Annotated in this window: 23 protein-coding genes and 2 pseudogenes; 11 read left to right on the plus strand and 14 right to left on the minus strand. The window is 70.1% G+C overall.

Annotated elements, in window-relative coordinates:
- Window positions 1–4: 4 nt before the first annotated feature.
- Window positions 5–2,242 (minus strand): SpoIIE family protein phosphatase, encoded by a 2,238-nt coding sequence (locus tag AB0G74_RS11775; protein WP_361143733.1) that lies wholly within the window; start codon window positions 2,240–2,242, stop codon window positions 5–7.
- 534 nt (window positions 2,243–2,776) lie between these two features.
- On the opposite strand from AB0G74_RS11775, the gene aspS reads away from it, so the two are divergent.
- Window positions 2,777–4,558 (plus strand): aspartate--tRNA ligase, encoded by a 1,782-nt coding sequence (aspS, locus tag AB0G74_RS11780; protein WP_361143736.1) that lies wholly within the window; start codon window positions 2,777–2,779, stop codon window positions 4,556–4,558.
- Between the two features lie 179 nt (window positions 4,559–4,737).
- On the opposite strand, the gene AB0G74_RS11785 is transcribed toward aspS, so the two are convergent.
- The 3 genes from AB0G74_RS11785 to AB0G74_RS11795 form a co-directional block, all read right to left on the minus strand.
- Entirely contained in the window at window positions 4,738–5,829 is a 1,092-nt protein-coding gene (locus AB0G74_RS11785) for an AI-2E family transporter (RefSeq protein ID WP_361143739.1), read from the minus strand.
- Window positions 5,830–6,255: 426 nt separating this feature from the next.
- The gene (locus AB0G74_RS11790) at window positions 6,256–7,236 is read right to left on the minus strand and encodes a pirin family protein (protein ID WP_361143742.1); all 981 of its coding nucleotides are present in this window, start codon (window positions 7,234–7,236) and stop codon (window positions 6,256–6,258) included.
- Between the two features lie 187 nt (window positions 7,237–7,423).
- Entirely contained in the window at window positions 7,424–7,942 is a 519-nt protein-coding gene (locus AB0G74_RS11795; protein ID WP_361143745.1) for an SseB family protein, read from the minus strand.
- 118 nt (window positions 7,943–8,060) lie between these two features.
- Between AB0G74_RS11795 and AB0G74_RS11800 the strand changes: the two genes are divergently transcribed.
- From AB0G74_RS11800 to AB0G74_RS11820, 5 genes are all read left to right on the plus strand, one after another.
- On the plus strand, window positions 8,061–9,893 hold the full coding sequence (locus tag AB0G74_RS11800) for an acyl-CoA dehydrogenase (protein ID WP_361143869.1): 1,833 nt from the start codon (window positions 8,061–8,063) through the stop codon (window positions 9,891–9,893).
- A gap of 146 nt (window positions 9,894–10,039) precedes the next feature.
- Complete coding sequence (locus AB0G74_RS11805; protein WP_361143748.1) at window positions 10,040–10,828, plus strand: hypothetical protein; 789 nt, start codon at window positions 10,040–10,042, stop codon at window positions 10,826–10,828.
- Window positions 10,829–10,972: 144 nt separating this feature from the next.
- A complete protein-coding gene (locus tag AB0G74_RS11810) occupies window positions 10,973–11,584 on the plus strand; it encodes a Uma2 family endonuclease (RefSeq protein WP_361143751.1) in 612 nt (203 codons plus the stop codon).
- A 51-nt stretch (window positions 11,585–11,635) separates the two neighbouring features.
- Window positions 11,636–12,955, plus strand: a complete 1,320-nt coding sequence (locus AB0G74_RS11815; protein ID WP_361143754.1) for a M18 family aminopeptidase — start codon at window positions 11,636–11,638, stop codon at window positions 12,953–12,955.
- 92 nt (window positions 12,956–13,047) lie between these two features.
- Complete coding sequence (locus AB0G74_RS11820; RefSeq protein WP_361143757.1) at window positions 13,048–13,500, plus strand: MmpS family transport accessory protein; 453 nt, start codon at window positions 13,048–13,050, stop codon at window positions 13,498–13,500.
- Between the two features lie 212 nt (window positions 13,501–13,712).
- Here AB0G74_RS11820 and AB0G74_RS11825 read toward each other — a convergent pair whose 3' ends face one another.
- On the minus strand, window positions 13,713–15,527 hold the full coding sequence (locus AB0G74_RS11825; protein ID WP_361143761.1) for an NHL domain-containing thioredoxin family protein: 1,815 nt from the start codon (window positions 15,525–15,527) through the stop codon (window positions 13,713–13,715).
- Window positions 15,528–15,636: 109 nt separating this feature from the next.
- Between AB0G74_RS11825 and AB0G74_RS11830 the strand changes: the two genes are divergently transcribed.
- Window positions 15,637–16,257 carry a dihydrofolate reductase family protein gene (locus tag AB0G74_RS11830; RefSeq protein ID WP_361143763.1) on the plus strand — a complete coding sequence of 207 codons (621 nt, stop codon included), beginning with the start codon at window positions 15,637–15,639 and terminating at the stop codon, window positions 16,255–16,257.
- 172 nt (window positions 16,258–16,429) lie between these two features.
- On the plus strand, window positions 16,430–16,897 hold the full coding sequence (locus AB0G74_RS11835; RefSeq protein ID WP_361143766.1) for a peptidoglycan-binding domain-containing protein: 468 nt from the start codon (window positions 16,430–16,432) through the stop codon (window positions 16,895–16,897).
- A gap of 283 nt (window positions 16,898–17,180) precedes the next feature.
- Here the strand turns inward: AB0G74_RS11835 and fxlM are convergent, their stop codons facing one another.
- Both fxlM and AB0G74_RS11845 read right to left on the minus strand, forming a co-directional pair.
- Complete coding sequence (gene fxlM, locus AB0G74_RS11840) at window positions 17,181–18,455, minus strand: methyltransferase, FxLD system (protein ID WP_361143769.1); 1,275 nt, start codon at window positions 18,453–18,455, stop codon at window positions 17,181–17,183.
- Between the two features lie 48 nt (window positions 18,456–18,503).
- Entirely contained in the window at window positions 18,504–19,244 is a 741-nt protein-coding gene (locus AB0G74_RS11845; protein ID WP_361143772.1) for a class I SAM-dependent methyltransferase, read from the minus strand.
- Between the two features lie 119 nt (window positions 19,245–19,363).
- On the opposite strand from AB0G74_RS11845, the gene AB0G74_RS11850 reads away from it, so the two are divergent.
- Window positions 19,364–19,822: a MarR family winged helix-turn-helix transcriptional regulator gene (locus AB0G74_RS11850; RefSeq protein WP_361143775.1), complete on the plus strand. Its 459-nt coding sequence runs from the start codon at window positions 19,364–19,366 to the stop codon at window positions 19,820–19,822.
- Window positions 19,823–19,894: 72 nt separating this feature from the next.
- Here AB0G74_RS11850 and AB0G74_RS11855 read toward each other — a convergent pair whose 3' ends face one another.
- The 5 genes and pseudogenes from AB0G74_RS11855 to AB0G74_RS11875 all read right to left on the minus strand — a co-directional run bounded on the left by AB0G74_RS11855 (window position 19,895) and on the right by AB0G74_RS11875 (window position 21,709).
- On the minus strand, window positions 19,895–20,107 hold the full coding sequence (locus AB0G74_RS11855; protein ID WP_361143778.1) for a DUF397 domain-containing protein: 213 nt from the start codon (window positions 20,105–20,107) through the stop codon (window positions 19,895–19,897).
- Window positions 20,108–20,166: 59 nt separating this feature from the next.
- Window positions 20,167–20,382 (minus strand): DUF397 domain-containing protein, encoded by a 216-nt coding sequence (locus AB0G74_RS11860; protein ID WP_361143781.1) that lies wholly within the window; start codon window positions 20,380–20,382, stop codon window positions 20,167–20,169.
- A gap of 31 nt (window positions 20,383–20,413) precedes the next feature.
- Window positions 20,414–20,655 (minus strand): annotated as a pseudogene (locus AB0G74_RS11865) (DUF397 domain-containing protein).
- A gap of 23 nt (window positions 20,656–20,678) precedes the next feature.
- On the minus strand, window positions 20,679–20,894 hold the full coding sequence (locus AB0G74_RS11870) for a DUF397 domain-containing protein (protein ID WP_361143784.1): 216 nt from the start codon (window positions 20,892–20,894) through the stop codon (window positions 20,679–20,681).
- Window positions 20,891–21,709: a helix-turn-helix transcriptional regulator gene (locus tag AB0G74_RS11875; protein ID WP_361143787.1), complete on the minus strand. Its 819-nt coding sequence runs from the start codon at window positions 21,707–21,709 to the stop codon at window positions 20,891–20,893. Before AB0G74_RS11875 ends, AB0G74_RS11870 begins: the two co-directional genes overlap by 4 nt.
- Before the next feature lie 953 nt (window positions 21,710–22,662).
- On the opposite strand from AB0G74_RS11875, the gene AB0G74_RS11880 reads away from it, so the two are divergent.
- Window positions 22,663–22,857 (plus strand): hypothetical protein, encoded by a 195-nt coding sequence (locus tag AB0G74_RS11880; protein ID WP_361143790.1) that lies wholly within the window; start codon window positions 22,663–22,665, stop codon window positions 22,855–22,857.
- 637 nt (window positions 22,858–23,494) lie between these two features.
- Entirely contained in the window at window positions 23,495–23,794 is a 300-nt protein-coding gene (locus AB0G74_RS11885; protein ID WP_361143793.1) for a barstar family protein, read from the plus strand.
- Window positions 23,795–23,854: 60 nt separating this feature from the next.
- Here the strand turns inward: AB0G74_RS11885 and AB0G74_RS11890 are convergent.
- Both AB0G74_RS11890 and thrS read right to left on the minus strand, forming a co-directional pair.
- A pseudogene (locus AB0G74_RS11890) lies at window positions 23,855–24,250 on the minus strand (transposase); the annotation flags it as partial.
- Between the two features lie 37 nt (window positions 24,251–24,287).
- Window positions 24,288–25,607, minus strand: coding sequence for a threonine--tRNA ligase (thrS, locus tag AB0G74_RS11895; protein WP_361143872.1), 1,320 nt, complete (start codon window positions 25,605–25,607; stop codon window positions 24,288–24,290).
- Between the last annotated feature and the right edge of the window lie 35 nt (window positions 25,608–25,642).

A 25,642-nucleotide genomic window follows, 5' to 3' on the forward strand; every position in this document is an offset into this window, starting at 1 on the left:
GTCGTCAGTCGTTCTTCGGGGGTTCGTGGAGTTCGAACCAGATGCATTTGCCCTCGCCCCGGGGGTCGACCCCCCACGCGTCCGCCAGCATCTCCATCAGCACCAGACCGCGTCCGGACGAGGCGAGTTCGCCGGGGCGGCGCTTGTGGGGGAGTTCGTCGCTGGTGTCGGCGACCTCGACGCGCAGGACGCGACGGGACTTCGACGGGTCGGGTCCGGCGGGTCCGGCGCCCCCGGCCCGGGCGGCGGGTCCGGTGCCGTTGGGGGTGGTGACCCGGGCGACGAGATAGGCGTTGCCGTCCGTGTGGACCAGCACGTTCGTCACCATCTCGGAGACCATCAGGACCGCCGAGTCGACCTGTTCGGGGTCGGTCCAGTCGTGGAGGAGTTCGCGTACGGTGCCCCGGGCCGCCGCGATGCGTTCCGGTTCGGCCTGGGCGATGGTCATCGCGGTCCGGCGCGCCGCCTCCTCGACCGGGCCCGGCTCGCCCTCGCGGGAGAGCAGCACGAGCGCCACGTCGTCCTCGCGGCGGTCGGCGAGCGGGCCGACCGTGTAGTGGGAGACGGGGCCGTGGACGGCGGAGACCAGGGAGTCGGCGAGTTCTTCGAGCGATCCGGTCGACGGGTGCCGTTCCAGGACTTCCCGGAGCCGGGCCCAGCCGGTGTCGAGGTCGTGGCCGCCGGTCTCCAGCAGGCCGTCCGTGCAGATCATCATCGTCTCGCCCGGTTCGAGGGTGAGCCGGGTCGTGGGGTAGTCCGAGTCGGGGTCGATCCCGAGCGGAAGGCCGCCTTCCGTCGGCCGGATGATGACCGTGCCGTCGGCCATCCGTACGGCGGGTTCCGGGTGTCCGGCCCTGGCGATCTCGACACAGCCGTTCGCCGGGTCGTACTCCATGTAGAGACAGGTCGCGAACCGCAGCCCGGAGTGTTCGGCGCCGTCGTACGCGTCGGTGACGCCGTGCAGGAAGCGGGACGCCCGGGAGAGCACCGCGTCGGGGCGGTGGCCCTCGGAGGCGTAGGCCCGCAGGGCGATCCTGAGCTGGCCCATCAGTCCGGCGGCCCAGACGTCGTGGCCCTGGACGTCGCCGATGACGAGGGCGATCCGGCCGGACGGCAGCGGGATCATGTCGTACCAGTCGCCGCCGATCTGGAGTCCGCCGCCGGTCGGGACGTAGCGCGCGGCGACCGCCATACCGGGGATCGCCGGGCCGATCACCGGCATCATCGTCCGCTGGAGGCCCTCGGACAGCTCCCGTTCGGTCTCCGCGACCCCGGCTCTGGCGAGTGCCTGGGCCAGCATCCGGGCGACGGTGGTGAGGACGGACCGCTCGTCGGGGGTGAAGACGACCTGGTGGCGGAAGGCGGCCAGCCAGGCGCCCATGGTCCGCCCGGAGACGATGAGCGGGAGGTACGCCCACGAGCGGCGGCCCAGCCGCTGGGCCAGCGGCCAGCTCGTGGGGTAGCGGCGGGCGTAGTCGCCGGGGGAGGGGAGGTAGATCGCCCGGCCGGTCCGGACGACCTCGGCCGCCGGGTGGTCGGCGTCGGCCCGCATGTCCGAGAACGGGTCGCCCCCGGCGCTCTGGTGTCCGTGCTGGCCGATGATCGTCAGCCGGTCCCCGGCGGCCGTGCCGAAGACCGCGAGGCCGTCGGGGGAGAAGCCGGGCATCGACAGGGACGCGGCGACCCGCAGTACCTCGGCGGTGGACCGGGCCTCGGCCAGGGCGCGTCCCGCGTCCAGCAGGAACGCCTCGCGGGAGCGCCGCCAGTCGCCGGTGACGGGGGTCTGCGCGGCGGTGCCCTCGGCGGGTTCGGCGACCTCCTGGATGATGCCGGTCATCTCGAAGCCGCCGCCGTCGACGGAGGTGGGCTTGGTCCGGGTCCGTACGGTACGGAGCACCCGGCCCGCGGTGTCGACGACCCGCAGCCTGCCCTCGGCGACCGTGCCTTCGGCGACGGAGAGGGAGACCACGCCGTTGATCTCGTTCCAGTCGACGGGGTGGATCCGGGCCCGGACGGCGGATTCGGGGTACGAGACCCGGGCGCCGGACATCCCGCAGACGGCGGGGTCGGCGGGTGCGGCGGAGATCCCGGGGCCGGCGGAGCCGCCGGGGGCGGGCGCGGCGGGGTCGTCGGGCAGGCCGAGCAGGCGGGCGGCCTCCGCGTCGAGGGTGACCGTGCCGCCCGCGTTGTCCCATCGCCACAGGCCCGTCGCGATGGCGGCCAGGACGTCCTCGGTACGCATTTGCTCACTTTATTCCGATCCGGTGGCCGTGAGCCCACCGGGGCGGGGGCGCCTGACCGGCCCCGGATCCGGCCGGGGGCGTGCGCGGGGCGGGCCCCCCGGCTCGCGTCCGGGCGGGTGGAGGCCGGTGTACGGGGTGCGTACGGGCTCCCGTACGGCCCGGGGGCGGGCGGGGGCAGGCGGGGGCTTCGTACGTGTTTCCGTACGGTCCGGGGCGCGTACGGTGCCGTACGCGCCCCGGACCGTACGCCGCCGCCCGCAGCCCGGGCCCCGTTTCCCCGGAACCCGCCGCCGTCCCGCGCGGCCGGTTCCGGTGCCTGGCATGTATAAGCCAATGAGGGTCGCGAGGGGCGGGCGGTAACCTTTGAGGGTCGCATGCTCGGCCTCGCCCTCGCGTGCGGCGCGTATGCGGCTCCGCACCACGCGCCCCCCGGCGCCGCCGCCTACCGGCCCGGCGCCCGTCACCGGGCCCGGACCCCGGCCGCCCGGACCGGGCGCACCCGCCCCGACCACCACAAGACTGGATGAACGACGATGCATCGGTACAGGTCCCACACCTGCGGCGAGCTCCGCGCCTCTGACGTCTCCACGGACGTCCGGCTGAGCGGCTGGCTGCACAATCGCCGAGACCTGGGCGGCATCCTCTTCATCGATCTCCGCGACCACTACGGCATCACCCAGCTCGTGGCCCGCCCCGGCACCGCCGCGAACGAGGCGCTGAGCCACCTCACCAAGGAGACCGTGGTCCGGATCGACGGCAAGGTCGTCAGCCGGGGCGCCGACAACATCAACCCCGAGCTGGCCACCGGCGAGATCGAGGTCGAGGTCGCCGAGGTGGAGGTGCTGGGCGCCGCCGCCCAGATCCCGTTCACGATCAACGCCGAGGACGGGGTCAACGAGGAGCGCCGGCTGGAGTACCGCTTCCTCGACCTGCGCCGCGAGCGGATGCACCGCAACATCATGCTGCGGACCGCCGTGATCTCCGCGATCCGGCACAAGATGACCGCCCTCGGCTTCAACGAGATGGCGACCCCGATCCTGGCCGCGACCTCCCCCGAGGGCGCCCGGGACTTCGTCGTCCCGTCCCGGCTGAACCCGGGCAAGTTCTACGCGCTGCCGCAGGCCCCGCAGCAGTTCAAGCAGCTGCTGATGATCTCCGGCTTCGACCGCTACTTCCAGATCGCGCCCTGCTTCCGCGACGAGGACGCCCGCGCGGACCGCTCGCCCGGCGAGTTCTACCAGCTCGACCTGGAGATGAGCTTCGTCGAGCAGGAGGACGTCTTCCAGCCGGTCGAGAAGCTGATGACGGAGATCTTCGAGGAGTTCGGCGGCGGGCGGCACGCCACCTCGCCGTTCCCCCGGATCCCGTTCCGCGAGGCGATGGCGAAGTACGGCTCCGACAAGCCCGACCTGCGGGCCGAGCTGGAGCTGGTGGACATCACCGATGTCTTCGAGGGCTCCGAGTTCAAGGCGTTCGCGGGCAAGCACGTCCGCGCGCTGCCGGTACCGGACGTCGCGGCCCAGCCCCGGAAGTTCTTCGACCAGCTCGGTGACTACGCCGTCGAGCAGGGCGCCAAGGGCCTGGCCTGGGTCCGGGTCGGCGACGACGGCACGCTCTCCGGCCCGATCGCCAAGTTCCTCACCGCCGAGAACGTCGCCGTCCTCACCGAGCGCCTCGGCCTCGCCGCCGGACACGCGATCTTCTTCGGCGCCGGGGACTACGACGAGGTCTCCAAGATTATGGGCGCGGTCCGGGTCGAGGCCGCCAAGCGCGCCGGTCAGTTCGTGGAGAACGTGTTCCGGTTCTGCTGGATCGTGGACTTCCCGATGTACGAGCGCGACGAGGAGACCGGGAAGATCGACTTCTCCCACAACCCCTTCTCGATGCCCCAGGGCGGCATGAAGGACCTGGAGGAGAAGGACCCGCTGGACATCCTGGCCTGGCAGTACGACATCGTCTGCAACGGCATCGAGCTGTCGTCCGGCGCCATCCGGAACCACGAGCCCGAGGTCATGCTGAAGGCGTTCGAGATCGCCGGTTACGCCCGGGAGACCACCGAGGAAGCCTTCGCGGGCATGCTGCGCGCGTTCCGCCTCGGCGCCCCGCCGCACGGCGGTATCGCCCCCGGTATCGACCGGATCGTGATGCTGCTGGCCGACGAGCCCAACATCCGCGAGACCATCGCCTTCCCGCTCAACGGCAACGCCCAGGACCTGATGATGGGCGCGCCGACGGAGCTGGACGAGGCGCGGCTGCGGGAGCTGAACCTCCAGCTCCGCAAGCCGGTCGCGAAGCCGTCGGCCGCCGCCGAGTAGTCGCGTAGGGCCCGAGTAGCGCCGAAGGGTCCCGTACCGCCGTGTGAACGGCGGTACGGGACCCTTCGCCGTTCCGGGGGCGGGACGGTGGGGTCGTACGGGGGCTTCTACGGGACCCGGTCACCGTGGCGCGGTCGTACTAACGCCACCGGAGTCCGCGTCCCGGCCCGCCGGTCGTACTAATCGGCGACGGGTCCGGCCCCGGCCCCGCCGCTCCCCGGGCCGCCCGGCAGCTCGTCAGCCCGGCCGTACCGCTTCCGCAGTTCGCCGATGATGCCGAACGCCGCCGCCGTCACCGGGACCGCGAGCAGCATGCCGAGGATGCCCGCGACCGCCGCGCCCGCCGTGATCGCCAGCATCACCGCCGCCGGGTGCATCTGGACGGTCCGGCTCTGGATCATCGGCTGGAGCAGATGGCCCTCGATCACCTGGACCGCCAGCACCACGCCCAGCACCCAGAGCGCGATCACCCAGCCCCGGTCGGCCAGCGCCACCAGGACGGCGACCGCACCGGAGAGAAAGGCGCCGAGGTAGGGGATGTACGCGCCGACGAAGACCAGCGCGCCCAGACCGACCGCGCCCGGCACCCGCAGGATCAGCAGTCCGGCGGTGATCAGTACGGCGTCGATCAGGGCGATCAGGGTCGTACCGCGCATAAAGCCCTCGACCGCCTCGAAGGCCCGGCGGCCCATGGCCTCCACGGTCTCCCCGGCGGAGCCCGGGATCACGGAGCGGGCGAGTCCGGCGGCCTTGTCGGAGTCCCGGAGGAAGAAGAAGATCAGCAGCAGGGCGAGTACGGCGGTGGCGATGCCCTGGCCGACCACGCTCAGTCCGCTGATCACACCGGACGCGGCGGTTCCGCCGAATTTGGTGAGCAGGTCCTTGGCGTTCTTCGCGACGTCGGAGAGGGACGTCCCGGCCGCGCCGAAATGCTCCGTGACGCCCTGGGCGGCGTCCCGCAGCGACGACACGATCTGGGCGCCGTTGTCGATCAGCGCCACCACGATGATGTACATCGCCCCGCCGACGACGGCTACCACGGCGACGCAGGTCAGCCCGGCCGCGAGCGACGGGTGGACCCGCATCTTCACCAGCCGCCGGTAGAGGGGTCCGAGCAGCGCCGTACCGAGGATCGCCAGCAGGAGCGGGGTGACGGCGGCCCGGAAGGTGGTGACCAGCCAGATGCCGACCGCGACGACCCCGGCGACCAGCAGCAGGACGACGCACCAGGCGGCGAACCGCCGCACCGGCTCGGGAAGCAGGGTGTGCACGCTCCCAAGCGATCACGGGTGGGGGCGCGGGGCGCGGGATGGGCGGCCGGACGGGTGAGCGGGGCGGCCGGGGGCGTACGGCGCGTCTCGGGGGCCGCCGTGTCCCGGGGCCCGCCGCGCTTCCGGAGCCGTACCGCTTCCGGAGCCGTACGGCCGGATTCGGAGCCGTACCCCGGGACGGAAAAGGAGCCGCCCGCCTGGCGGGGGACCGGGCGGGCGGCTGGGGCCGCCGGGCTGTCGGGGGGAACGGCCCGGCGGCGTCTGGGACGGGACGAGGCCGGTGAGACCAGGTCCGTCAGTGCCAATCATTGCAGATGATAGGAATCCGGTACGAATCCGGCCGCCGCTCCACTCGCGTGCGCGCGCCGGTTCCCGGGCCGGGCCCGGGCTCCCGGGCCGCGTGGCGTCACGCGGCCCGGCGTGGCGTCACGCGCCTCCGGGACCCTCGGACCCCATCCCGTGGACCGCCGGGACCGTCCCGAGGCGGCCCTTCTGGAAGTCCTCGAACGCCTGCCGCAGCTCGTCCTGGGTGTTCATCACGAACGGCCCGTAGTGCGCCATCGGCTCGCGGATCGGCCTGCCGCCCAGGAGGACGATCTCCAGGTCGGGTGCGTTCCCGTCCTGGCGTTCGTCGGCGCGGACGGTCAGGGAGCCGCCGTCGCCGAAGACGGCGGTCTGGCCGAGGCGGATCGGACGCCGCTCGGCGCCGACGGTGCCGCGTCCGGCCATGACGTAGGCGAGGCCGTTGAACTCCGGCCGCCACGGCAGGGTGATCTCGGCGCCCGGCCGCAGGGTGGCGTGGATCATGGTGATCGGGGTGTGGGTGACCCCGGGACCCTCGTGTCCGTCCAGCTCACCGGCGATCACCCGGAGCAGCGCGCCGCCGTCGGGCGAGGTGAGGAGCTGGACCTGGCCGCCGCGGATGTCCTGGTAGCGGGGGGCCATCATCTTGTCCGCCGCGGGCAGGTTGACCCAGAGCTGGAGGCCGTGGAAGAGACCGCCGGAGACCACCAGCTCCTCCGGCGGCGCCTCGATGTGGAGCAGGCCGGAACCGGCGGTCATCCACTGGGTGTCGCCGTTCTGGATGGTGCCGCCGCCGCCGTTGCTGTCCTGGTGGACGAAGACGCCGTCCAGCAGGTAGGTCACGGTCTCGAAGCCGCGGTGGGGGTGCCAGGGGGTGCCCTTGGGCTCGCCCGGCGCGTACTCCACCTCGCCCATCTGGTCCATCATGATGAACGGGTCCAGATGGCGGTAGTTGATCCCGGCGAAGGCCCGGCGGACCGGGAAGCCCTCGCCCTCGACGCCGCTGGGAGCGGTGGACACGGCGAGCACCGGGCGGGGCGCGGCGTCGGCGGGCGCGGCGACGCGCGGCAGGGTGAGCGGATTCTCGACAGTCACTGCGGGCATGGGGACTACCTCCTCGTACGGCTGGTGACCCATGTTCTGGTTGCCAGTTTAGTTGAATACTGAACTTCCTGCTACCGGGAACGACGAAGGGCCCGGGGATGTTCCCCGGACCCTCGGGTCCTGCCCTGCGCTTGTGCCCTTGCGCCTTTGTGCCCTTGTGCCGGTGCCGCCCGTGCGGGCCGGTGTCTCAGCCGTACATCCGCCGCATCGCGAAGTCGACCATCTGCTCCACGGCCTTCGCGTCGAAGACCATCCGGTGCTCGCCCTCCATGTCGAGGACGAAGCCGTAGCCGGTCGGCAGCAGATCGATCACCTCGGCGCCGGTGATCACGAAGTACTTGGACTCCTTGCCCGCGTACCGCCGCAGCTCCTTCAGGGACGTGAACATCGGGATCACCGGCTGCTGGGTGTTGTGCAGCGCCAGAAAGCCCGGATTGTCGCCGCGCGGGCAGTAGACCTTCGAGGTGGCGAAGATCTGCTGGAAGTCCTCGGCGGCGAGCGATCCCGTGGTGAAGGCCCGTACGGCGTCGGCGAGCGACGGCGGGGACGGCTCCGGGTAGAGCGGCTGCCCGGGCACCGAGCCGTGCTGCCCCGGTACCGAGCCGTGCTGCCCGTGGGACGGCTGGCCGTGCGGCTGGGCCCCGTAGGACTGCTGGGACGCGTACTGCTGCTGCTGAGCGCCCTGACTCTGGTCGTAGCCGTACATGACCGTAAGAGTAACGAGTCACAGATGAGCGTCAGGGGGTTGCGCCTTATTACCGATGGGTAGCATCATGCGTAGCTACTCACCGGTATTGCGTTTCGATCTTTACGGAGCCGTCGCCATGGGCCACTACAAGTCGAATCTCCGCGACATCGAGTTCAACCTCTTCGAGGTCCTCGGACGCGACAAGCTGTACGGCACGGGTCCGTTCGCCGAGATGGACGCCGACACCGCCAAGAGCATCCTGGAGGAGCTGGCCAGGCTCGCCGAGAACGACCTGGCCGCCTCGTTCGCCGACGCCGACCGCAATCCGCCGGTCTTCGACCCGGCGACCGGCACCGCGCCAGTCCCGGAGTCCTTCAAGAAGAGCTACGACGCCTTCATGGACTCCGAGTACTGGCGGCTCGGCCTGCCCGAGGAGGTCGGCGGCACCACCGCGCCCCGCTCCCTGATCTGGTCCTACGCGGAGCTGCTGCTCGGCGCCAACCCCGCGATCTGGATGTACGCCTCGGGCCCCGCCTTCGCCGGGATCCTCTACGCGGAGGGGAACGAGGCGCAGAAGAAGGTCGCCGCCCTCGCGGTGGAGAAGCGCTGGGGCTCCACGATGGTGCTGACCGAGCCGGACGCCGGTTCGGACGTGGGCGCGGGCCGTACCAAGGCCGTGGCGCAGGACGACGGTTCCTGGCACATCGAGGGCGTGAAGCGCTTCATCACCTCCGGTGAGCACGACATGGCGGAGAACATCTTCCACTACGTGCTGGCCCGCCCCGAGGGCGCCGGACCCGGCACCAAGGGCCTCTCCCTCTTCCTCGTACCGAAGTACGAGTTCGACTGGGAGACCGGCGAACTGGGCGAGCGCAACGGCGTCTACGCCACCAACGTCGAGCACAAGATGGGCCTGAAGGCGTCCAACACCTGCGAGATGACGTTCGGCGACCGGCACCCCGCCAAGGGCTGGCTGATCGGCGACAAGCACGACGGCATCCGCCAGATGTTCATGATTATCGAGTTCGCCCGGATGATGGTCGGCACGAAGGCCATTGCGACGCTCTCCACCGGCTACCTGAACGCGCTGGAGTACGCCAAGGAGCGCGTCCAGGGGACGGATCTGGTCGACTTCGCGGACAAGACCGCGCCCAAGGTGACCATCACCCACCACCCGGACGTCCGCCGGTCCCTGATGACGCAGAAGGCGTATGCGGAGGGCATGCGGGCGCTGGTCCTCTACACCGCTTCCGTCCAGGACGACATCGCGGCCAAGGAGGCGGCGGGCGAGGACGCGGCGGCCCTGGTCGCCCTCAACGACCTGCTGCTGCCGATCGTCAAGGGCTACGGCTCGGAGAAGTCGTACGAGCAGCTCGCCCAGTCGCTCCAGATCTTCGGCGGCTCCGGCTATCTCCAGGAGTACCCGCTGGAGCAGTACATCCGGGACGCCAAGATCGACACCCTCTACGAGGGCACCACCGCGATCCAGGGCCAGGACTACTTCTTCCGGAAGATCGTCCGCGACCAGGGCCAGGCCCTGAACGGACTGGCCGAGGAGATCAAGAAGTTCCTCGCGGTCGGCGAGGGCGGCGAGGAGCTGGCCCCGGCCCGCGACGCGCTGGCCAGGGCGGCGGTCGACCTGGAGGCCATCGTCGGCACCATGACCAACGACCTCATCGCCACCGGCGAGGACGTGAGGAACATCTACAAGGTCGGCCTCAACACGACCCGGCTGCTCTACGCCTCCGGTGATGTCGTCGTCGGCTATCTGCTGCTGCGCGGCGCGGCCGTGGCGGCGGAGAAGCTGCGCACGGGCACGGCGTCCGCCAAGGATGTGCCGTTCTACCAGGGCAAGGTCGCCGCGGCGAAGTTCTTCGCCGCGAACGTCCTGCCGGGTGTCTCGGTGGAGCGGGCGCTGGCGGCGTCGGTCGACGGGTCGCTGATGGACCTGGACGAGGCCGCGTTCTGATCCCGTACCCCCGCTGAGCTGCCGGGTTGCTCGCTCGTGGCGATCCTGTAGCCGAACGCGTACGCCGGTCCGGCTCCCCTGGCATTCCCCAAGGAGCTGGACCGTTCGTATGATCGCGCCAACGGGATGGGGGGATCATGGCTCTGGTGGGGAACGCGCGTCTCATCGGCCTCGCGGCGACGCTGACGGCCACGGCCGTCCTGCTGACCGGCTGCTCGTCCGGCGAGTCCGGCAACTCCGGCAACGACGACAAGGCCGGTCCGGACCCGGGCCGGAAGCCGGGCTGGACCCATACCGACGAGGGGAAGCCGCCCGCCGGCCTGGCGCCCCGCACCCGGGTGGACGACGCCGAGGTCACCGGCCCTCCTCTTACCGAGGAGCGGATGGTCTCCGTGATCCCGTCCGACACGGAACTCCCCGGCTGGCGCCGCACCGCCGCCCCGGCCACGACGGACCTCGCCCCGGCGGCCCGCACCTGCAAGGGCGCCGCCTGGTGTACGGACGTCCTCCGGGTGACCACCGGGTTCTTCGTCCACGACGACGCGGGCACCCTGCGGTTCTCGGTCCAGGCGTACAAGACGGGCAAGGCGGCCAACGCCGCGTACCCCCAGATCACCGCCCGGACCGTGGAAGCGGAACTCCTCCCGAGGGGCGTCGCCGACACGGCCCTGCCGGTCCGGGTCGGCGACGCGGCCACCGCCAGGACGGGCACCACGCGGCTCGACGGCCCCGGCTCGGTCGTGGTGAGCGTCGTCGGCTCGACGGTGGTCACCTTTCACACCGGCGGCATGAAACACCACGCCAAGAAGTACACGGCCAGTGAGCTGGCCGCCCTCGGCACCCTGATCGCCGACCGCTCCCGCCAGGCGCAACAGGGCAAGCCCCTGACGGCGTCCCTGCCGAAGAACGCGCTGACGTACGAGAAGCGGAACTGACCCGGGCGGGGCCGCCGAGCAGGGGACCCGTACTGTCACCGTCAACTCCGGGCGGGTACGCCGCTCTTTCGGGCGACGGTTTCCTCGTATCAACTGGGTACGCTGAAATCGGCGTCCAGGATCTCGTCCATGGGAGGAATCACCATGACTGCCAAGGCCGGGAACCACGCACAGCACCGGCAGCCCGACGGCTCCGCGTGGCCCATGCCCCCGCAGGACGGCTACACCGCGGACGACTACTTCGCCCTCGATCTCCCGCCGCACACCGAGATGATCGACGGGAGCCTGGTCTTCGTGAGTCCGCAGCGCAAGTTCCACTCGCTGGTGATGTTCCTGCTGGAGGTGGGTCTGCGCCGGACCGTCCCCGGGCATCTGCGGGTACGCCGGGAGATGGCGGTGGTCCTGAACCGGAAGACCGTCCCGGAGCCCGATCTGATCGTCGTGACGGCCGAGAGCGACGGTGCCGACGAGCAGACCCGCTACCGGGCCGAGGACGTCGTTCTCGCCGTCGAGGTCGTCTCACCGGACTCCGAGTCCCGCGATCGTGAGACCAAGCCGCTCAAGTACGCCGCCGCCGGGATTCCCCACTTCTGGCTCGTCGAGATGGACCCCCGTACCAAGCGGCCCGTGGTCCACACCCACGTCCGCTCCGCCGACGGCCGCGCCTATGAGCCGACCGGGGTCCACCGGGACCGGCTGAAGGTGGACGGGCCCTTCGCCGTCGACATCGACCTGGGCGAATACGACCGGCTCTAGGTTTTCCACAGGCCCCGGGGGCGTTCGGGCGGTGGTCGTTAAAGTGGGCTCATGAGCAGCAGCCCGCAGAGCACCAGCAGCGCGGCCGGGTCCTTCGGCCCCGCGCACACCGACGACATGATGTCGTTCCTGGCCGCGTCCCCCTCCCAGTACCACGCCGTGGCGAACACGGCGGAGCGGCTGGAGAAGGCCGGGTTCCGCGAGGTGCGGGAGGCCGACGCCTGGGACGGCGAGACCGGCGGGCGCTATGTCGTCCGCGGCGGCGCGATCATCGCGTGGTACGTGCCCGCGGGCGCCGAGCCGCACACCCCCTTCCGGATCGTCGGCGCGCACACCGACTCGCCGAACCTGCGGGTCAAGCCGCAGCCGGACGCGGGCTCCGCGGGCTGGCGGCAGATCGCCGTCGAGCTGTACGGCGGAACGCTGCTCAACACCTGGCTCGACCGCGATCTGGGGCTGGCGGGCCGGCTCACCCTCCGGGACGGCTCCGAGCGGCTGGTCAATGTCGACCGCCCCCTGCTGCGGGTGCCGCAGCTCGCCGTCCATCTCGACCGCTCGGTCAACACCGAGGGGCTGAAGCTCGACAAGCAGCGCCATATGCAGCCCGTCTGGGGCCTCGGCGACGTCCACGAGGGCGATCTGATCCGATTCCTGGAGGAGGAGTCCGGACTGCCCGAAGGCTCCGTCACCGGCTGGGACCTGATGGTCCACCCCGTCGAGCCGCCCGCCTATCTCGGCCGGGACCGCGAACTGGTCGCCGGTCCCCGGATGGACAACCTCCTCTCGGTACACGCGGGCGTCGCCGCCCTCACCGCCGTCGCCGCCCGGGGCGGCTCCCTGCCGTACATCCCCGTCCTCGCCGCCTTCGACCACGAGGAGAACGGCTCCCAGTCCGACACCGGCGCCGAGGGCCCCCTCCTCGGCACCGTGCTGGAACGTTCCGTGTACGCCCGCGGCGGGGCCTACGAGGACCGGGCCCGCGCCTTCGCCGGGACGGTCTGCCTCTCCTCCGACACCGGCCACGCGGTCCACCCCAACTACCCCGAGCGCCACGACCCCACCCACCACCCGCGCGCCAACGGCGGCCCCATCCTCAAGGTCAACGTCAACCAGCGGTACGCCACGGACGGCTCCGGGCGGGCCGTGTTCGCCGCCGCCTGCGAGCGGGCGGGCGTCCCGTGGCAGACGTTCGTCTCCAACAACGCGATGCCCTGCGGCACCACCATCGGCCCCATCACCGCCGCCCGGCACGGCATCCAGACCGTCGACATCGGCGTCGCGATCCTCTCCATGCACAGCGCCCGCGAACTGTGCGGCGCCCGCGACCCCTATCTGCTGGCCAACGCCCTGGCCGCATTCCTGGAGGGCTGACCAGGGTCAACAGGGGCCCCCGGTTTGACTTTTACCTTCCCTTTACGGTTGTCTGCGGGCTCTGCCGATCGAGACCCCGGGGGTCCCCCACCATGCGCCGCAACCTGCGCCACACCGCCATCGCCGCCTTCGCCACCGCCGGACTCGTCTTCGGCCTCTCCGCCTGCTCCGAGGTGGAGGAGGCGGCGAAGGACAAGGCGACCGACGCCGTCGACAAGACGGTCAACAAGGAGTACCAGGTGACCTACGAGGTCACCGGGGCGAGCATCGACTCCATCGAGTTCGCCAACGGCGAGGGCACCGCCCTCAAGCCGACCCTGGAGACGGTCAAGAACCCGAAGCTCCCGTGGACCAAGACGGTCACGCTGCGCGGCATCATGGCCCCCACGGTGATCCCGTCCGCCGTCGACCTGACCGCCTCCGCGAACATCACCTGCAAGGTGACCCACGAGGGCAAGGTCCTCGTGGAGAAGAAGAGCGAAGGCGCGGCGGCGATCAGCGCGTGTATCGCGGTCTCCCCGATCGCGGAGAACAAGCTCCCGTAACCCCGGTTACGAGATCCCGCGACGCGGGCGGCCGTGGCGAGGGCTCCCACGACCGCCCGCGTCGTGCTTTCCGGCCTTGGCGGGCGCGCCTCCGGCCCCGTAGCCCGCCTCCGGCCCGTACCCGGGCCCCGCGCGTAACCCGGGCCCGGGTCCCGACCGTCGACCCGGCTCCCCGCCGCCCGGACCGGCCCGTCAGTCCAACCCCGCCCCCGTCAGGCCATCCCCGCCAGGATCAGCGGCAGCCGGGCCGTGCCGCCCTCCGTCACCACGACCGGGACGCCCCAGTCCTGCTGGTGCACATGGCAGGCCGGATACTCGTTCGCCGGATCGTCGTCGCAGGACGCGGCCATCGCAGAGACGTGCAGCACCCCCGCCCCCACCGCCGGATCGATCTCCAGCTCCCGGGACAGCTCCGTCCCCGTCCCCGCCCCGGCCCGCAGCAGCTCCGGCGGCGTCGCGGAGACCAGCAGCCGGGTCGACGGCCCGTACCGGGTGTCCAGCTTCTGCCCGGTCGGCGCCTCGAAGACCACATCGAGCCGGAGCGCCCCGCCCGCGATCTCCGTAGCCGCCCGCCGGGTCCGGTGCGCCACCTCCGGCACCCGTACCGCCTCCTCCGGCAGCCGCAGCCGGGTCAGCCGGTGTGCCGCCGACTCCACCACCACGATGTCGCCGTCCACTAGCACCGCGTCCGAAGGCTCCCGCAGCCCGGTCGCGAGCGTCGTGACCTGCCCGCTCGCCGGGTCGTAGCGGCGCAGGGCGTGGTTGTACGTGTCGCAGACCGCGACGGACCCGTCCGGCAGGGCGGTGACGCCCAGCGGATGCTGGAGCAGCGCCTGACCGGCGTCGCCGTCCCGGTGCCCGAAGTCGAACAGCCCGGTCCCGACCGCCGTCCGCACCTGCCCGTCCCGGTCGATCCAGCGCAGCGCCGAGTTCTCCGAATCGGCGATCCACAGCCGGTCACCGGCCGCCGCGAGCCCCGAGGGCTGGGCGAACCACGCCTCGTCGGCGGCCCCGTCGACCAGCCCCTCATTGGTGGTCCCGGCGGCCCGCCGCACGGTCCCGCTATCGGGGTCGTAGGTCCAGATCTGATGCGTACCGGCCATGGCGATCCACAGCCGCCCCTCCCACCAGGCGAGATCCCACGGCGACGACAGATCGACCTCGCGCGCGGGCCCCTCGGTGGGGGATCCCTGCCACCACTGCCGCCCGGTCCCGGCGACGGTCTCGATCGCGCCGCTGACCGGGTCGTACGCCCGGATCCGGTGATTGACGGTGTCGGCGACGGCGATCCGCCCGTCCGGCAGCGGCGCGAGTCCCTGCGGCTCGTTGAACTCCCCGGCCCCGCCGATCCGCCGGACCACGGTCTCCCCGTCGTCCGCCAGCTCGACCAGCTGGTGCCGGGTGGTGTCGGTGACCAGCAGATTCCCCGACGGCAGCCGCAGCGCCTTCCCGGGGAACCGCAGATCCCCGGCGACCGGCTCGGGCGCCACATAGGGCCCGTCGCCGCGCCGCAGGGTCCCCTTGGCCTCGTGCTCGGCCTCCAGCTCGGTCACCAGCCGCGCGATGGCGTGGGCATGCCCCTCACCCGCGTGCTGGGCGACGACGTACCCCTCGGGGTCGATCACCACGAGCGTCGGCCAGGCCCGGACGGCGTACTGCTTCCAGGTCACCAGTTCGGGATCGTCCAGTACGGGATGCGCCACCTGATACCGCTCGACGGCGTCGACCACGGCCTGATGATCGGCCTCGTGCACGAACTTCGGCGAGTGCACCCCGACGATCACCAGGGTGTCGCGGTGCTTCTCCTCCAGCTCGCGCAGCTCATCGAGGACATGCAGGCAGTTAATGCAGCAAAAGGTCCAGAAATCCAGTACGACAATCTTTCCGCGCAGCTCGGAGAGGTTCAGCTCCTTGCCCCCGGTGTTCAGCCAGCCGCCCGCCCCGACCAGCTCGGGAGCACGGACACGGGCACGTCGGCGGGGCGCGGGAGCGGGGGCCTGGCCGGGGGCCGGGGCGGCGTCGTTCATGCTTCAAGCTTGCCATTCGGGCGGGCGCGCCTCAGCCGCGACCGATGAGTCCCGGCGTATCACGGGGTCTGAAGGGGCGGAAGCGGCCCGAGACGAGGAGTGACGCGCGATGAAATTGGTGTTGCAGGAGTTTCTGTCCCTGGACGGTGTCTCCCAGGGCCCCGGCTCCCCCGACGAGGACACCAGCGACGGCTTCACCCGGGGCGGCTGGCTCGTCCCGCACCTGGACGAGCGGTTCGAGACGGTGGTGTCGGGCTGGCTCGCGGAGGCGGACGCGTTCCTGTTCGGCCGCCGTACGTACGAGAACTTCGCCCGCGACTGGCCGAACATGCCGGACCACCCGAACGCCCGGATCCTGAACGGTCTGCCGAAGTACGTCGCGTCCGACACCCTCACCGAGGCGGACGCGAGCTGGAACCCGACGACGATCCTCTCCGGCGACATCCCGTCCCGGGTCGCGGAGGTAAAGGCCCGCCCGGGCCGCGAACTCCAGATCCACGGCAGCGCCCGCCTCGGCCACGCCCTGCTGGCGGCGGGCCTGATCGACGAGGTCCGCCTGGCGATCGCCCCGGTCGTCGTGGGCACCGGCCGCCACCTCTTCCCCCCGGACGGCCCCCCGGTCGGCCTGCGCCTGCTCCACCACGAGACGACCCCCGGCGGCATCGCGATCCACCGCTACGCCCCGACGGGCACGGCGGAGTACGGCACGTACGGGGGCGCGGAGTCGTAGCCGGGACCCCGGTCGCGGGCTTCCGGCCGGGGCCGTGCGTCTGAATCTCGTCGGAATGGCGGGAACCGGCCATCGGATGCTGATCGTCTGGCTTGTTGTTCGCCTACACGATTCAACGGCGTCTCGATGTAGGGCGGTTGAGTACGCAGGCTCCAAACGCAAGGAGAGCGCAGTGAGGCTACGGAAGCCGAGCACGGCCAGCCGGACCCGGACGGTCTTCGCCACGGGCGCGATGGTCGCGACCCTCCTGGGGGGCGCGATTGCGGCGGCCCCCTCGGCGGCGGCAGCCGCCACTCCGGTGTGCACCACCACTACCACCGGATACTGGTCGGACAGCCCCACCTACAGCTGGTACCCATACCACAAGAACCCGAACACGGTCTCCTGCACGCTGTACCAGGGCGTCAAGAGCACGGGCGTCAAGGCCCTCCAGAAGAACCTCAACCAGTGCTACGGCAAGAAGCTCCAGATCGACGGCAGCTTCGGCCCCGCAACCAAGGCGGCGCTGCGCGACGTGCAGAGCCGGGTGGGCGCGGCCGTGGACGGTGTCTACGGTCCCGAGACCCGTAACAAGATGAAGTGGGGCAAGTACCACCTGGAGACGGGTGCCCGCACGGGCTGCTACACCTTCAACACCTAGGAACGACGACGTCGGCCCGGCCCGCCGGGCCGACGTACCCGGTGCCCGCTCGGCTGAGCCGCGCTTGACCTCAAGTTTGGTTGAGTTTCTACGGTCGGACTCATCGAACTGGACTCAGTCGACGGCAGGGGTTTTGGCCATGGAGTACTCGCACAGTGACGCCGAGCTGATCAGGCAGCCCATTGGTTAATGGAGTTGGGCGGCGTACAAGGCCGTCGTCCTACCCCGAACGGTTCGACTCGCCGACCCACGCCTGTGAGTGGTTCGAAGCGTTCATCGCGTACTACGACCACGAGCACCGGCGTTCGGGCATCGGCTGGCACACGTCGTCCGACGTGCGTTTCCAGGAGAAGGCGACGGCGCCGAGCCGCTTCGCCACGACTCCTTGGGACGGTTCGGCCGTACCGGCGGGCATCGGCCGGTACGAGATCCGGGCAGCGCCGCGCCGCTGGTGGTCCGACGCCCACCGCCGCAGCAACTCGGCGTACCGGGCCGCGACCTGCTCGGCGTCGGGGCCGTGGGCGAGGACGCCGCTCTCGAATCCGCCGGTGGCCTCGTTCGCCCTCTTGGTGCGGTACGCGAAGCTCCCGCCGCTCACCAGCGCCGGGACTCCGCGCGTCACCGACAGCGCGAGGAGACCTTGATCGACCAAGTCCTTGCTGCCGTGGAGCATCATCATCTCCGGCGTATTCGTCGCCAGGAACAGTTCCAACTCGTCCGGCAGGTCGAAGGCCGCGCCGGACCACACCTCCAGCCGGGGCGAGCGCACGGCGGCGGCCAGGGCGTCGGTGTCGAAGTCCTGCTTCTGGTCATCGACCCGGAGCGCGAGGCCGTCCGTGATGTGGATAAGCCGCTCCGTGTACGCGCTGGCCCCTTGCATGGGCACGAAGCCGCACAGGCGGTAGCTGTCGCTGATCAGCTCCGGTCCCGGGCCGTCGACCCGGTCGAAGGCGATCGACCGGGTGAGCCCACGCATCCGGAGCGGGACGACGATCCGGCCGCGCTCGGAGAGCTGGTCCAGCCACGCCGACGGAATGTCCCAGGCTCCGGCGGTGACGATGATCCGGTCGAACGGAGCCAGCTCCGGGACTCCGGCGACGGCGTCCGCCCGTACCACCTCGACCTGCTCGTACCCCGCCGCGTCCAGACACGTCCGGGCGCGCTCCACGATCTCCGCGTCGATGTCCACCGAGATCGACGCGCCCTCCTTGCCGACGAGTTCGGCGATCAGCGCGGCGTTGTAGCCACCGGAGCCGACTTCGAGGACCCGCATGCCGGGTTCGATCGCGGCCTGCTCCAGCATCACCGCCTGGATATGCGTGGCCGACAGCGAACTGAGGGCCGTTCCGTCCTCGTCCCGCTTGATCACCAGGGCCCGGTTGGCGGCGTACGCGGCCTCCAACGGCTCACCGACGGAGAACAGATGCCGGGGCACAGCGGCCACCGCGTCGGCGACGGAATCAGAGATGATCGCGCCCAGTTCGCGCAACTCACGCACCATCGCCGCCCGCAACGGGGCCGCTTCTTCATCAATGTCTTTGTCTCTTGCAGTAGTCACTTCGTCACGCTACTGATCGTGTCGCGCGGTTTTGCCCTCTTGCCGGAATCAACCCGAGTCCCCCGGAAATCCACCCGGAATCGCGCCGTTCTCGGGCGTCGAGCCGCCTGGCGCGACACCTCGGGTGCCCCGGACGAGCAGGGTGCCTGTGCGGCGGCTCCCCGGGGGCGGGGCGAGCACGGACGCCGACACGTCCACGAAGCCGTGTTCCTTGAGAATCAGCCCCCACACGTCGGGTTCGTAGTCCCACCGCTTCACGACAGCGGGGTCTTCTTCGGGCCCTCGGGGGATGTACGACGCCTGGCAGCCGTAGCACCCCTCGACCGGGGGCCGCTGGGAGAAGGCGAAGACACCACCCGGCTTGAGGTTCGCGTGAACGACCGGCAGCAGGAAGCCGGGGTCGGTGAACCAGGCGGCGCCGAACACGCTGTAGACCGCATCGAAGATCGTCAATGTGTCTCCGAGGTACGTGAGGGCGTCGGCCTGGCGGAGTTCCATCCCGTCCACACCCGGCCACCGCTCGCGCGCCTTGTCGAGCTGCTTGGCGGAGAGGTCGATCCCGACGGACTTCATGCCGAGCGTCGCGAGATGAGCGGCATTCCCTCCAGACCCGCACCCGAGGTCCAGCGCGCTGTCTCCCGGTTCGAGCCGGAGTACATCGGCTCCGGGGCCGTGGTCCGGGTACTGGGTCCAGTTGAACCACGTGGTCTCGCCCTCGGCATTGGTCCTCCGGCGCTGGGGCTTGCTCTGCGAGTACGTGTCCCACGCGGTGCTGCGAGCGTCAGTCACTACCTGTCCGTTCTCGTTCGCGGCGACAGCCGCCCGGCACGCCCTTGACCTCAAGTTTGGTCGAGTTTCTACGGTCGGACTCATCGAACCGAACTCGGCCGGCGACAGGGGTTTTGGCCATGGAGTACTCGCACAGCGACGCCGATCTGATCAAGCAGCCCATCGGTTACTGGAGTTGGGCGGCCTACAAGGCAGTCGTCTCCCGTACCCGGGCCGCCCTGGCCGAGATCGGTGTCACCCAACCACAGTGGTGGGTCCTCGCCCAGGTGGCGGGCGCCGCCCCGGCCAGAACCCGTGACGAGGTCTCCCGCGTCCTTCGGAACTACCTCGACACCGGCCCGGAAACCATGGACTCGGAGATCGACGCGGTCGTCGCCCAGGGCTGGATCACCGAGGACACCGAGGGCCGCCTGGCCTTCACGACCGAGGGCCGGGCCTTCTACGGCAAGGCGGCGGCCCTTCAGGACGAACTGTGGGCGGAACGGCACACGGGCATCTCCGACGAGGAGTACCGGGCCACCCTCAAGGTGTTGCAGCGGTTCATCCACAACACGGGCGGGCGGGCGTGGCACCACTGACGCGACGGTGAGTGAGCGCGTCTGGCCCGGCCACACCATGGCCGGGCCGGACGAGTTCCAGCCGTGCCGCCGTCAGCCCGCGTCGGCACCCCGGGCGAGCGCGACGAGCCCGCCGAACGCGGCGGGCGACACCATGAGGACGGGCCCGTCCGGGCGCTTGCTGTCCCGGAGCGGGACTATGCCGGTCGCCGCCGCGTGGTCGGGTGCCCACTCGACGCAGGAGCCGCCGTTGTCGGTGCTGTAGGAGGACTTCACCCAGCGCAGGGCGGAGGCGTTGCTTGTCATCACGGGATGCTCCTTCGTGTCTGTCGAGGACGGATAGGAAGGTCAGCCTGTGCGGATGCTCAGTTGTCGGCCCGTTTGGCGAGCGTGACCAGCCTGGTGAATGCGGCGGCGGACACCATGAGGACGGGTCCGTCCGGGCATTTGCTGTCCCGTACGGGGATCGTGCCGGTTACGGCGACGAGGGCGGGGTCCCATTCAACGCATTCGCCGCCATTCGGAGCGCTGTAGCTAGATTTCCGCCAACGTGGGGCGACGGGACGGGTCGTGGTCGTCACGGGCCACTCCTTGTCGATCACGGGCATGGAGTCAGCATGTTCGGTTACTCAACGCCGGTCCCTTGGCGAGCGCAACCAGCGCGGCGAACGCTGTGGGGGACACCATCAGGATCGGACCTGTTGAACCTTGCTGTCCCGGAGGGGGACGGTGCCGGTGGCGGAAGCGTGGGACGGCGCCCACTCGACGCAGGAGCCGCCGTTGTCGGTGCTGTAGCTGGACTTCACCCAGTGGAGGTGGGAGGAGTTGATCGTCGTCACGGAATACCCCTTCATGCCTCGTTCGGTCTGCGCGGTTGCTAGACGCCGGCGTCCTTGGCAAGAGCGACGAGCCCGGCGAAGGCTGCGGAGGACGCCATCAGGACGGGTCCGTCCGGACGCTTGCTGTCCCGTACGGGGACTACGCCGGTCATGGTCGCGTGGTTGGGTGCCCACTCGATGCACTCGCCGCCTTCAGGGCCGCTATAGGTGCTCTTGACCCACATGGCAGCCTTTATGTTGAACTCGGAGGTCATCGTGCGTACTCCTTGTGGATTTCCTCGATACGAGCGATAGACGCATCATGCCCCAGGGCTTCGGCCCGTAGGCGATCGTAGATAGCCAATCCGGTCTTGACGACCTTCGGTGTCTCCAGCGGGCGACCCCCGTGGGGGCCTTCGACATGGAGCACAGTGGGAGCTCGGTCGAAGCCCAGCAACGTAAAGGCCGTGCTGGATGCGGGCACTGCGGTGAAGGGGATGAGTTGGATCGTGATGTTCGGCGCCTCCGATTCAAGCATTAGGCGCTCAAGTTGCTGAGCCATCACCTCGGACGAACCGACCAGCATCCTCAAACATGCCTCGTACAGAACTGCCCAGACTTCAGGTGGGTTGCTGTGTTCGAGCACGTCATGGCGTCTCATTCGAGCGGCCAGCCGCGATTCGATCGCGGAAGTTGAAAGACGTGGGGCACTGGCGCGGTATACGGCGCGAGCATAGTCCGGAGTCTGGAAGAGTCCGGGCACGAAAATGGTGGAGTAGTTGAGGATTTGCGTCGCGTTTCGTTCGCGCTGGGTGTAGGGCTCGAACCATGTCGGGTGATCACCCTCGACAGCCGATTGTCGCTGCCGAGTAAGCATTGTCCCGGTGTCGAAAGCTCGATCGCAGCCTTCGGCAAACCGCTCACTGGGCACGAGCTTGGCGTTCTCGACCTTGGAAACGTAGGCCCCTGAGCAGCCGATGACCGACCCCAGGCCGCGCACGCTCATCCTTCGGGCGACCCGAAGTGCGCGCACGTCAACGCCGAATTGTTCAACAGGAGTTAACGCCGACTGCGGACTGTCATTCTCCATGGCATGTGACCTCTGTGTTTCGTCACCCGGTCAGGGTCGAACGCTTTTCGATTTGTTAACTGGAGTCGTTCAACTGCACTTACTGTACGGCAACTTGTGCTCCTCTGGGCTCGAAACGGAAAACCGGCACGAGGAGGTTGTCGAATGATCAATAACCCACCACCGAGGTGCGCGAGCGCACTGGTCGTACGGCGGGTGCGTCGATGACCGCCCGGCGTGAGAACGCCCGGGTCGGTGGGACCGGGCCCCGACTGGTTTCCGAGGCCGTATTCCGCTGGCCGCCCTGCGAATGCGGGCACCCGAAATGCCCCGACGCCGAGGACTCGGGCGTCGAGCCCGTCCCCGAGCCCGCCCGTTCGCAGAGCCCGACCATGGCACGGGTCCGGCCCCTCGTGGACGAGGCGAATCAGCGCGCGGGAGGGCGGCGGTGAACCGGCTGGAGGACTGCCCGGAGTGCGTACGACTCAGCGCACTCCTCGCACGGGCGCAGGCGGCCGGGGATCACACCTTGGCCACGGACTGTCGCGTGCTGATGCGCCGCCACCCCGCTCACGACGGCGTACCCGTGGCGGCCACGGAAAGCGCCACGTAGCGACGAGAACGCCCCGACGGATCGGTTAGGGCCGGTCCATCGGGGCTCCGCCGAATCAGCTTTCGAGGAGCTGAACCGACATGCGAGACCTTATCGTCCACGCGTTCTCATGGGCGCTGAATCTGTTACTTCCCTCCGGAGGCCGACACCGGGCCCGCGCCCGAGCCGCTCCGCTCCCGCCACCTGTCGCCGTCTCTGCCTGGTCCCGCCCCTGGACCGGCCCGTCATCCGGTACCGCCCGAGCGATCTTCATGGCGGCCGCAGCGCGAGAGCTGCCCCCCGAACAACGGGAGTGGTTCTACGCGGCGGCGGCGTGGGCGGAGTCCGGTCGGGACTACCGGATTCCCACGGAGGTGACTCCGTGACCCGGGAAGCCCTCCTCCGCACCCCCGCGCCGTTCACCCCACCGTGCGCGTACTGCGACCGGGAGACCGCCGCGCCTGTTGTCGTCGGTGCCGGGGACTGGCCGAACGGCTGCCGCTTCGTACGGTACGCCTGCCCCGCCTGCGCATCTGAACACGGCGCCGGGCCCAGCCCCGAGGACGAGATCACGTAGGCGTAGGGCACGAAGCCCCATGTCCAAGGCGTCGCCCTGCCCGTCGCGGTCACCCTCGTATCGGGGAGGGCGTCGGCCCCAGCCGATCACGGCAGGACCAGCCGGATCGTCCGTTTACCAACGCAGCTTCCATTCAGGCGATTTGCCGGTTGATCGATCAGCCGCAGAGGCTAGGGTTCGAGCTACGGCGGTGACTCTTGGGCGACTTGGAGCTGGGCTTCGCGCCGCTGAGGCAATTGAATGAAAACGGCCTTGATCACCAACAAAACCCCAGGTGAAGAAGTGTCTTCCCCGCACCCGCGGGGGTCACCCATCCGCCTCCCCCGACTGGCAGCGGCCTCGGGTAGGGGTCCATAGGCCGTGGGAACACTGTCCTCCGGGCGGGGGCGGCTTCACACTAGGGCGCGATGGGGTGGGGCGTATGGAGGCGACGGATTCCGGGGCACTAGCCGTGATCCTCGTCCTGTACGAGTTCGGGGTGCGCCGGACGAGTGCGACACGCTTTCTGTTCCGGATGCGCCCGGACGGCGGCGGACACCGGGGCTGGGACCGTGGCGGGGTCCGCCTGAGGCCGGAGGGCCCGAGGCTCTGTCTCCTCGGTCGGTCGCTGCCGCGTCTCGCTGACTACTCTGCTGCGGTGACGAAAGACAGCGAGTTGACGGTTGACCTGCGGGGTCGCCGGATCGAGACACTCAAGGATTTCTGGGATGCGGTCGCCGAGCCGTGCGGGCTGCCGGAGTGGTTCGGCAGGAATCCGGATGCCTGGTCGGACACGATTCACACGCGCGGCATATCGGATGTAATCGACAGCTACGACGTCCTGGTCGTGCACGTCGATCAACGCGGGCTCTTCGAAGGCGGTCGGAGAGATGGCGAGGTCTTGGCGGGCATCTTCGACGGAGAACAGAACCGGCTTGTAGTCCATTCACTGAGCTGATTGCCAAGACTGTTACTCGGTGTCGTGTCCGGATGAGGACGGCGGAGAAGCGGAGTGCGCCCGGGAGCGTCCGAGCGCGTGATGATCGGGTTCTGCCCGGCTGGGAGCCCCCTTCCCTGGCTTCGGCGGCAGGCCGGTGGGTCCGGCAGATCGTGGAGTCCACGGACCCGGTCCAGCCGATGCCGCTGTTGGCGTCAGCTACCGCGATCACGGCAGCGGAGATCCTTTCCCAGGTGCCATCGACGGCTCATCCGAGCAGCCGCTTGTATGCGGTTTTGAACGAACCCGAACTTGTCGTGCAGATCCCCGCCAGGGCGAACCAGCGCGTCCCCTCCACGCGATGGCCTCGATGGTGCGGTGGTGGTCGGGCCATCGCCGCCCGCGGACCGGATCTGCCGGTGTCGGCGGCTCGCTCCGGTCTCACGTAGAAGCAGTGATCACTAACCGGACAGGCACATCCGATCAGCCGATCAACCCGTCAAAGGGACACGCTCTACGACCCCACGGGCCACAGTTCGGTGCTGTGGGCCGTGATCAGCGCGTCGATGCGGGTGAGGATCTCCTCCACCGAGCCCGGGGCCGGGCGGCGGCCGTCGCGGAGGCGGAGGGAGAGGTGGTTGTGGGTGGTTTCGCGGGGGCCGATGACCGCCTGGTAGGGGATGCGGCGGGTCTCCCGGACACGGGCTCCGAGGCTGCCCGCGTCCGGGGTGGTGATCCGGGCGCGCAGGCCCAGGGTCGCGCAGCGGTCGGCGACGGCGTGGGCGGCGGGGAGTTCGGTTTCGGAGAGCGGGAGGATCGCCAGCTGGGTGGGGGCGAGCCATGGGGGGAGCGCGTCGCCGTGGTGGTCGAGGAGGTGGGCCACGACGCGTTCGACGCTGCCGACGATACTGCGGTGGATTATGACCGGGCGGTGTTTGGCGCCGTCCGGGCCGATGTAGTGCAGATCGAATCGTTCGGGCTGGTGGAAGTCGATCTGGACGGTGGAGAGGGTGGATTCCCGGCCGGCGGCGTCGGTGATCTGGACGTCGATCTTGGGGCCGTAGAAGGCGGCTTCGCCCTCGGCCGCCTCGTACGGCAGGCCGGAGGCGTCGAGGACCTCGGTGAGCAGGGCGGTGGACCGCCGCCACTTCTCGGGGTCGGCGACGTATTTGCCGCCGGGGCCGGGGAGGGAGAGCCGGTAGCGGGCGGGGACGATGCCGAGGTCCTCGTACGCCCGGCGGATCATCTCCAGCGCCGACCGGGTCTCGTCCGCGACCTGGTCCGGGGTGCAGAAGATATGCGCGTCATTGAGCTGGATGGCCCGGACCCGGGTCAGTCCGCCGAGGACGCCGGAGAGTTCCGAGCGGTACATTCCGCCCAGTTCCGCCATCCGCAGGGGCAGTTCCCGGTAGCTGTGGGCGCGGGAGCGGTAGATCACCGCGTGGTGCGGGCAGAGGCTGGGCCGCAGGACGACCTGTTCGCCGCCGAGGTCCATCGGGGGGAACATGTCGTCGCGGTAGTGCGCCCAGTGTCCGGAGATCTCGTACAGCTCCCGTTTGCCGAGGACGGGTGAGTAGACGTGGTCGTAGCCCGCGCGTCGTTCGGCGGCGCGGATGTACTCCTCCAGGGTGTGCCGTACGGTCGCGCCGTCGGGCAGCCAGTACGGCAGCCCGGCGCCGATCAGCGGGTCCGTGGCGAACAGGTTCAGTTCCCGGCCGAGCTTTCGGTGGTCGTACACGACGGTCTCCTCGCGGTCAGCGGGCGACGGGGGAGTGACCGCAAGCCGAAGCCCCGGGGCACTCGCCCCGGGGCTTCGGACTAGGACATCGGTCAGCGCGCCGGGACACTCTCCGGCGTCGTCGTCATGCT

This window comes from Streptomyces sp. NPDC020875, from assembly GCF_040641415.1.
Classification (GTDB): Bacteria; Actinomycetota; Actinomycetes; order Streptomycetales; family Streptomycetaceae; genus Streptomyces.

Bases quoted from the DNA above. Each gene is read 5' to 3' on its own strand.
- AB0G74_RS11775 (WP_361143733.1), bottom strand. From the start codon at position 2,242: ATGCGTACCGAGGACGTCCTGGCCGCCATCGCGACGGGCCTGTGGCGA.
- aspS (WP_361143736.1), top strand. From the start codon at position 2,777: ATGCATCGGTACAGGTCCCACACCTGCGGCGAGCTCCGCGCCTCTGAC.
- AB0G74_RS11790 (WP_361143742.1), bottom strand. From the start codon at position 7,236: ATGCCCGCAGTGACTGTCGAGAATCCGCTCACCCTGCCGCGCGTCGCC.
- AB0G74_RS11795 (WP_361143745.1), bottom strand. From the start codon at position 7,942: ATGTACGGCTACGACCAGAGTCAGGGCGCTCAGCAGCAGCAGTACGCG.
- AB0G74_RS11800 (WP_361143869.1), top strand. From the start codon at position 8,061: ATGGGCCACTACAAGTCGAATCTCCGCGACATCGAGTTCAACCTCTTC.
- AB0G74_RS11810 (WP_361143751.1), top strand. From the start codon at position 10,973: ATGACTGCCAAGGCCGGGAACCACGCACAGCACCGGCAGCCCGACGGC.
- AB0G74_RS11815 (WP_361143754.1), top strand. From the start codon at position 11,636: ATGAGCAGCAGCCCGCAGAGCACCAGCAGCGCGGCCGGGTCCTTCGGC.
- AB0G74_RS11820 (WP_361143757.1), top strand. From the start codon at position 13,048: ATGCGCCGCAACCTGCGCCACACCGCCATCGCCGCCTTCGCCACCGCC.
- AB0G74_RS11825 (WP_361143761.1), bottom strand. From the start codon at position 15,527: ATGAACGACGCCGCCCCGGCCCCCGGCCAGGCCCCCGCTCCCGCGCCC.
- AB0G74_RS11830 (WP_361143763.1), top strand. From the start codon at position 15,637: ATGAAATTGGTGTTGCAGGAGTTTCTGTCCCTGGACGGTGTCTCCCAG.
- AB0G74_RS11850 (WP_361143775.1), top strand. From the start codon at position 19,364: ATGGAGTACTCGCACAGCGACGCCGATCTGATCAAGCAGCCCATCGGT.
- AB0G74_RS11855 (WP_361143778.1), bottom strand. From the start codon at position 20,107: ATGACAAGCAACGCCTCCGCCCTGCGCTGGGTGAAGTCCTCCTACAGC.
- AB0G74_RS11870 (WP_361143784.1), bottom strand. From the start codon at position 20,894: ATGACCTCCGAGTTCAACATAAAGGCTGCCATGTGGGTCAAGAGCACC.
- AB0G74_RS11875 (WP_361143787.1), bottom strand. From the start codon at position 21,709: ATGGAGAATGACAGTCCGCAGTCGGCGTTAACTCCTGTTGAACAATTC.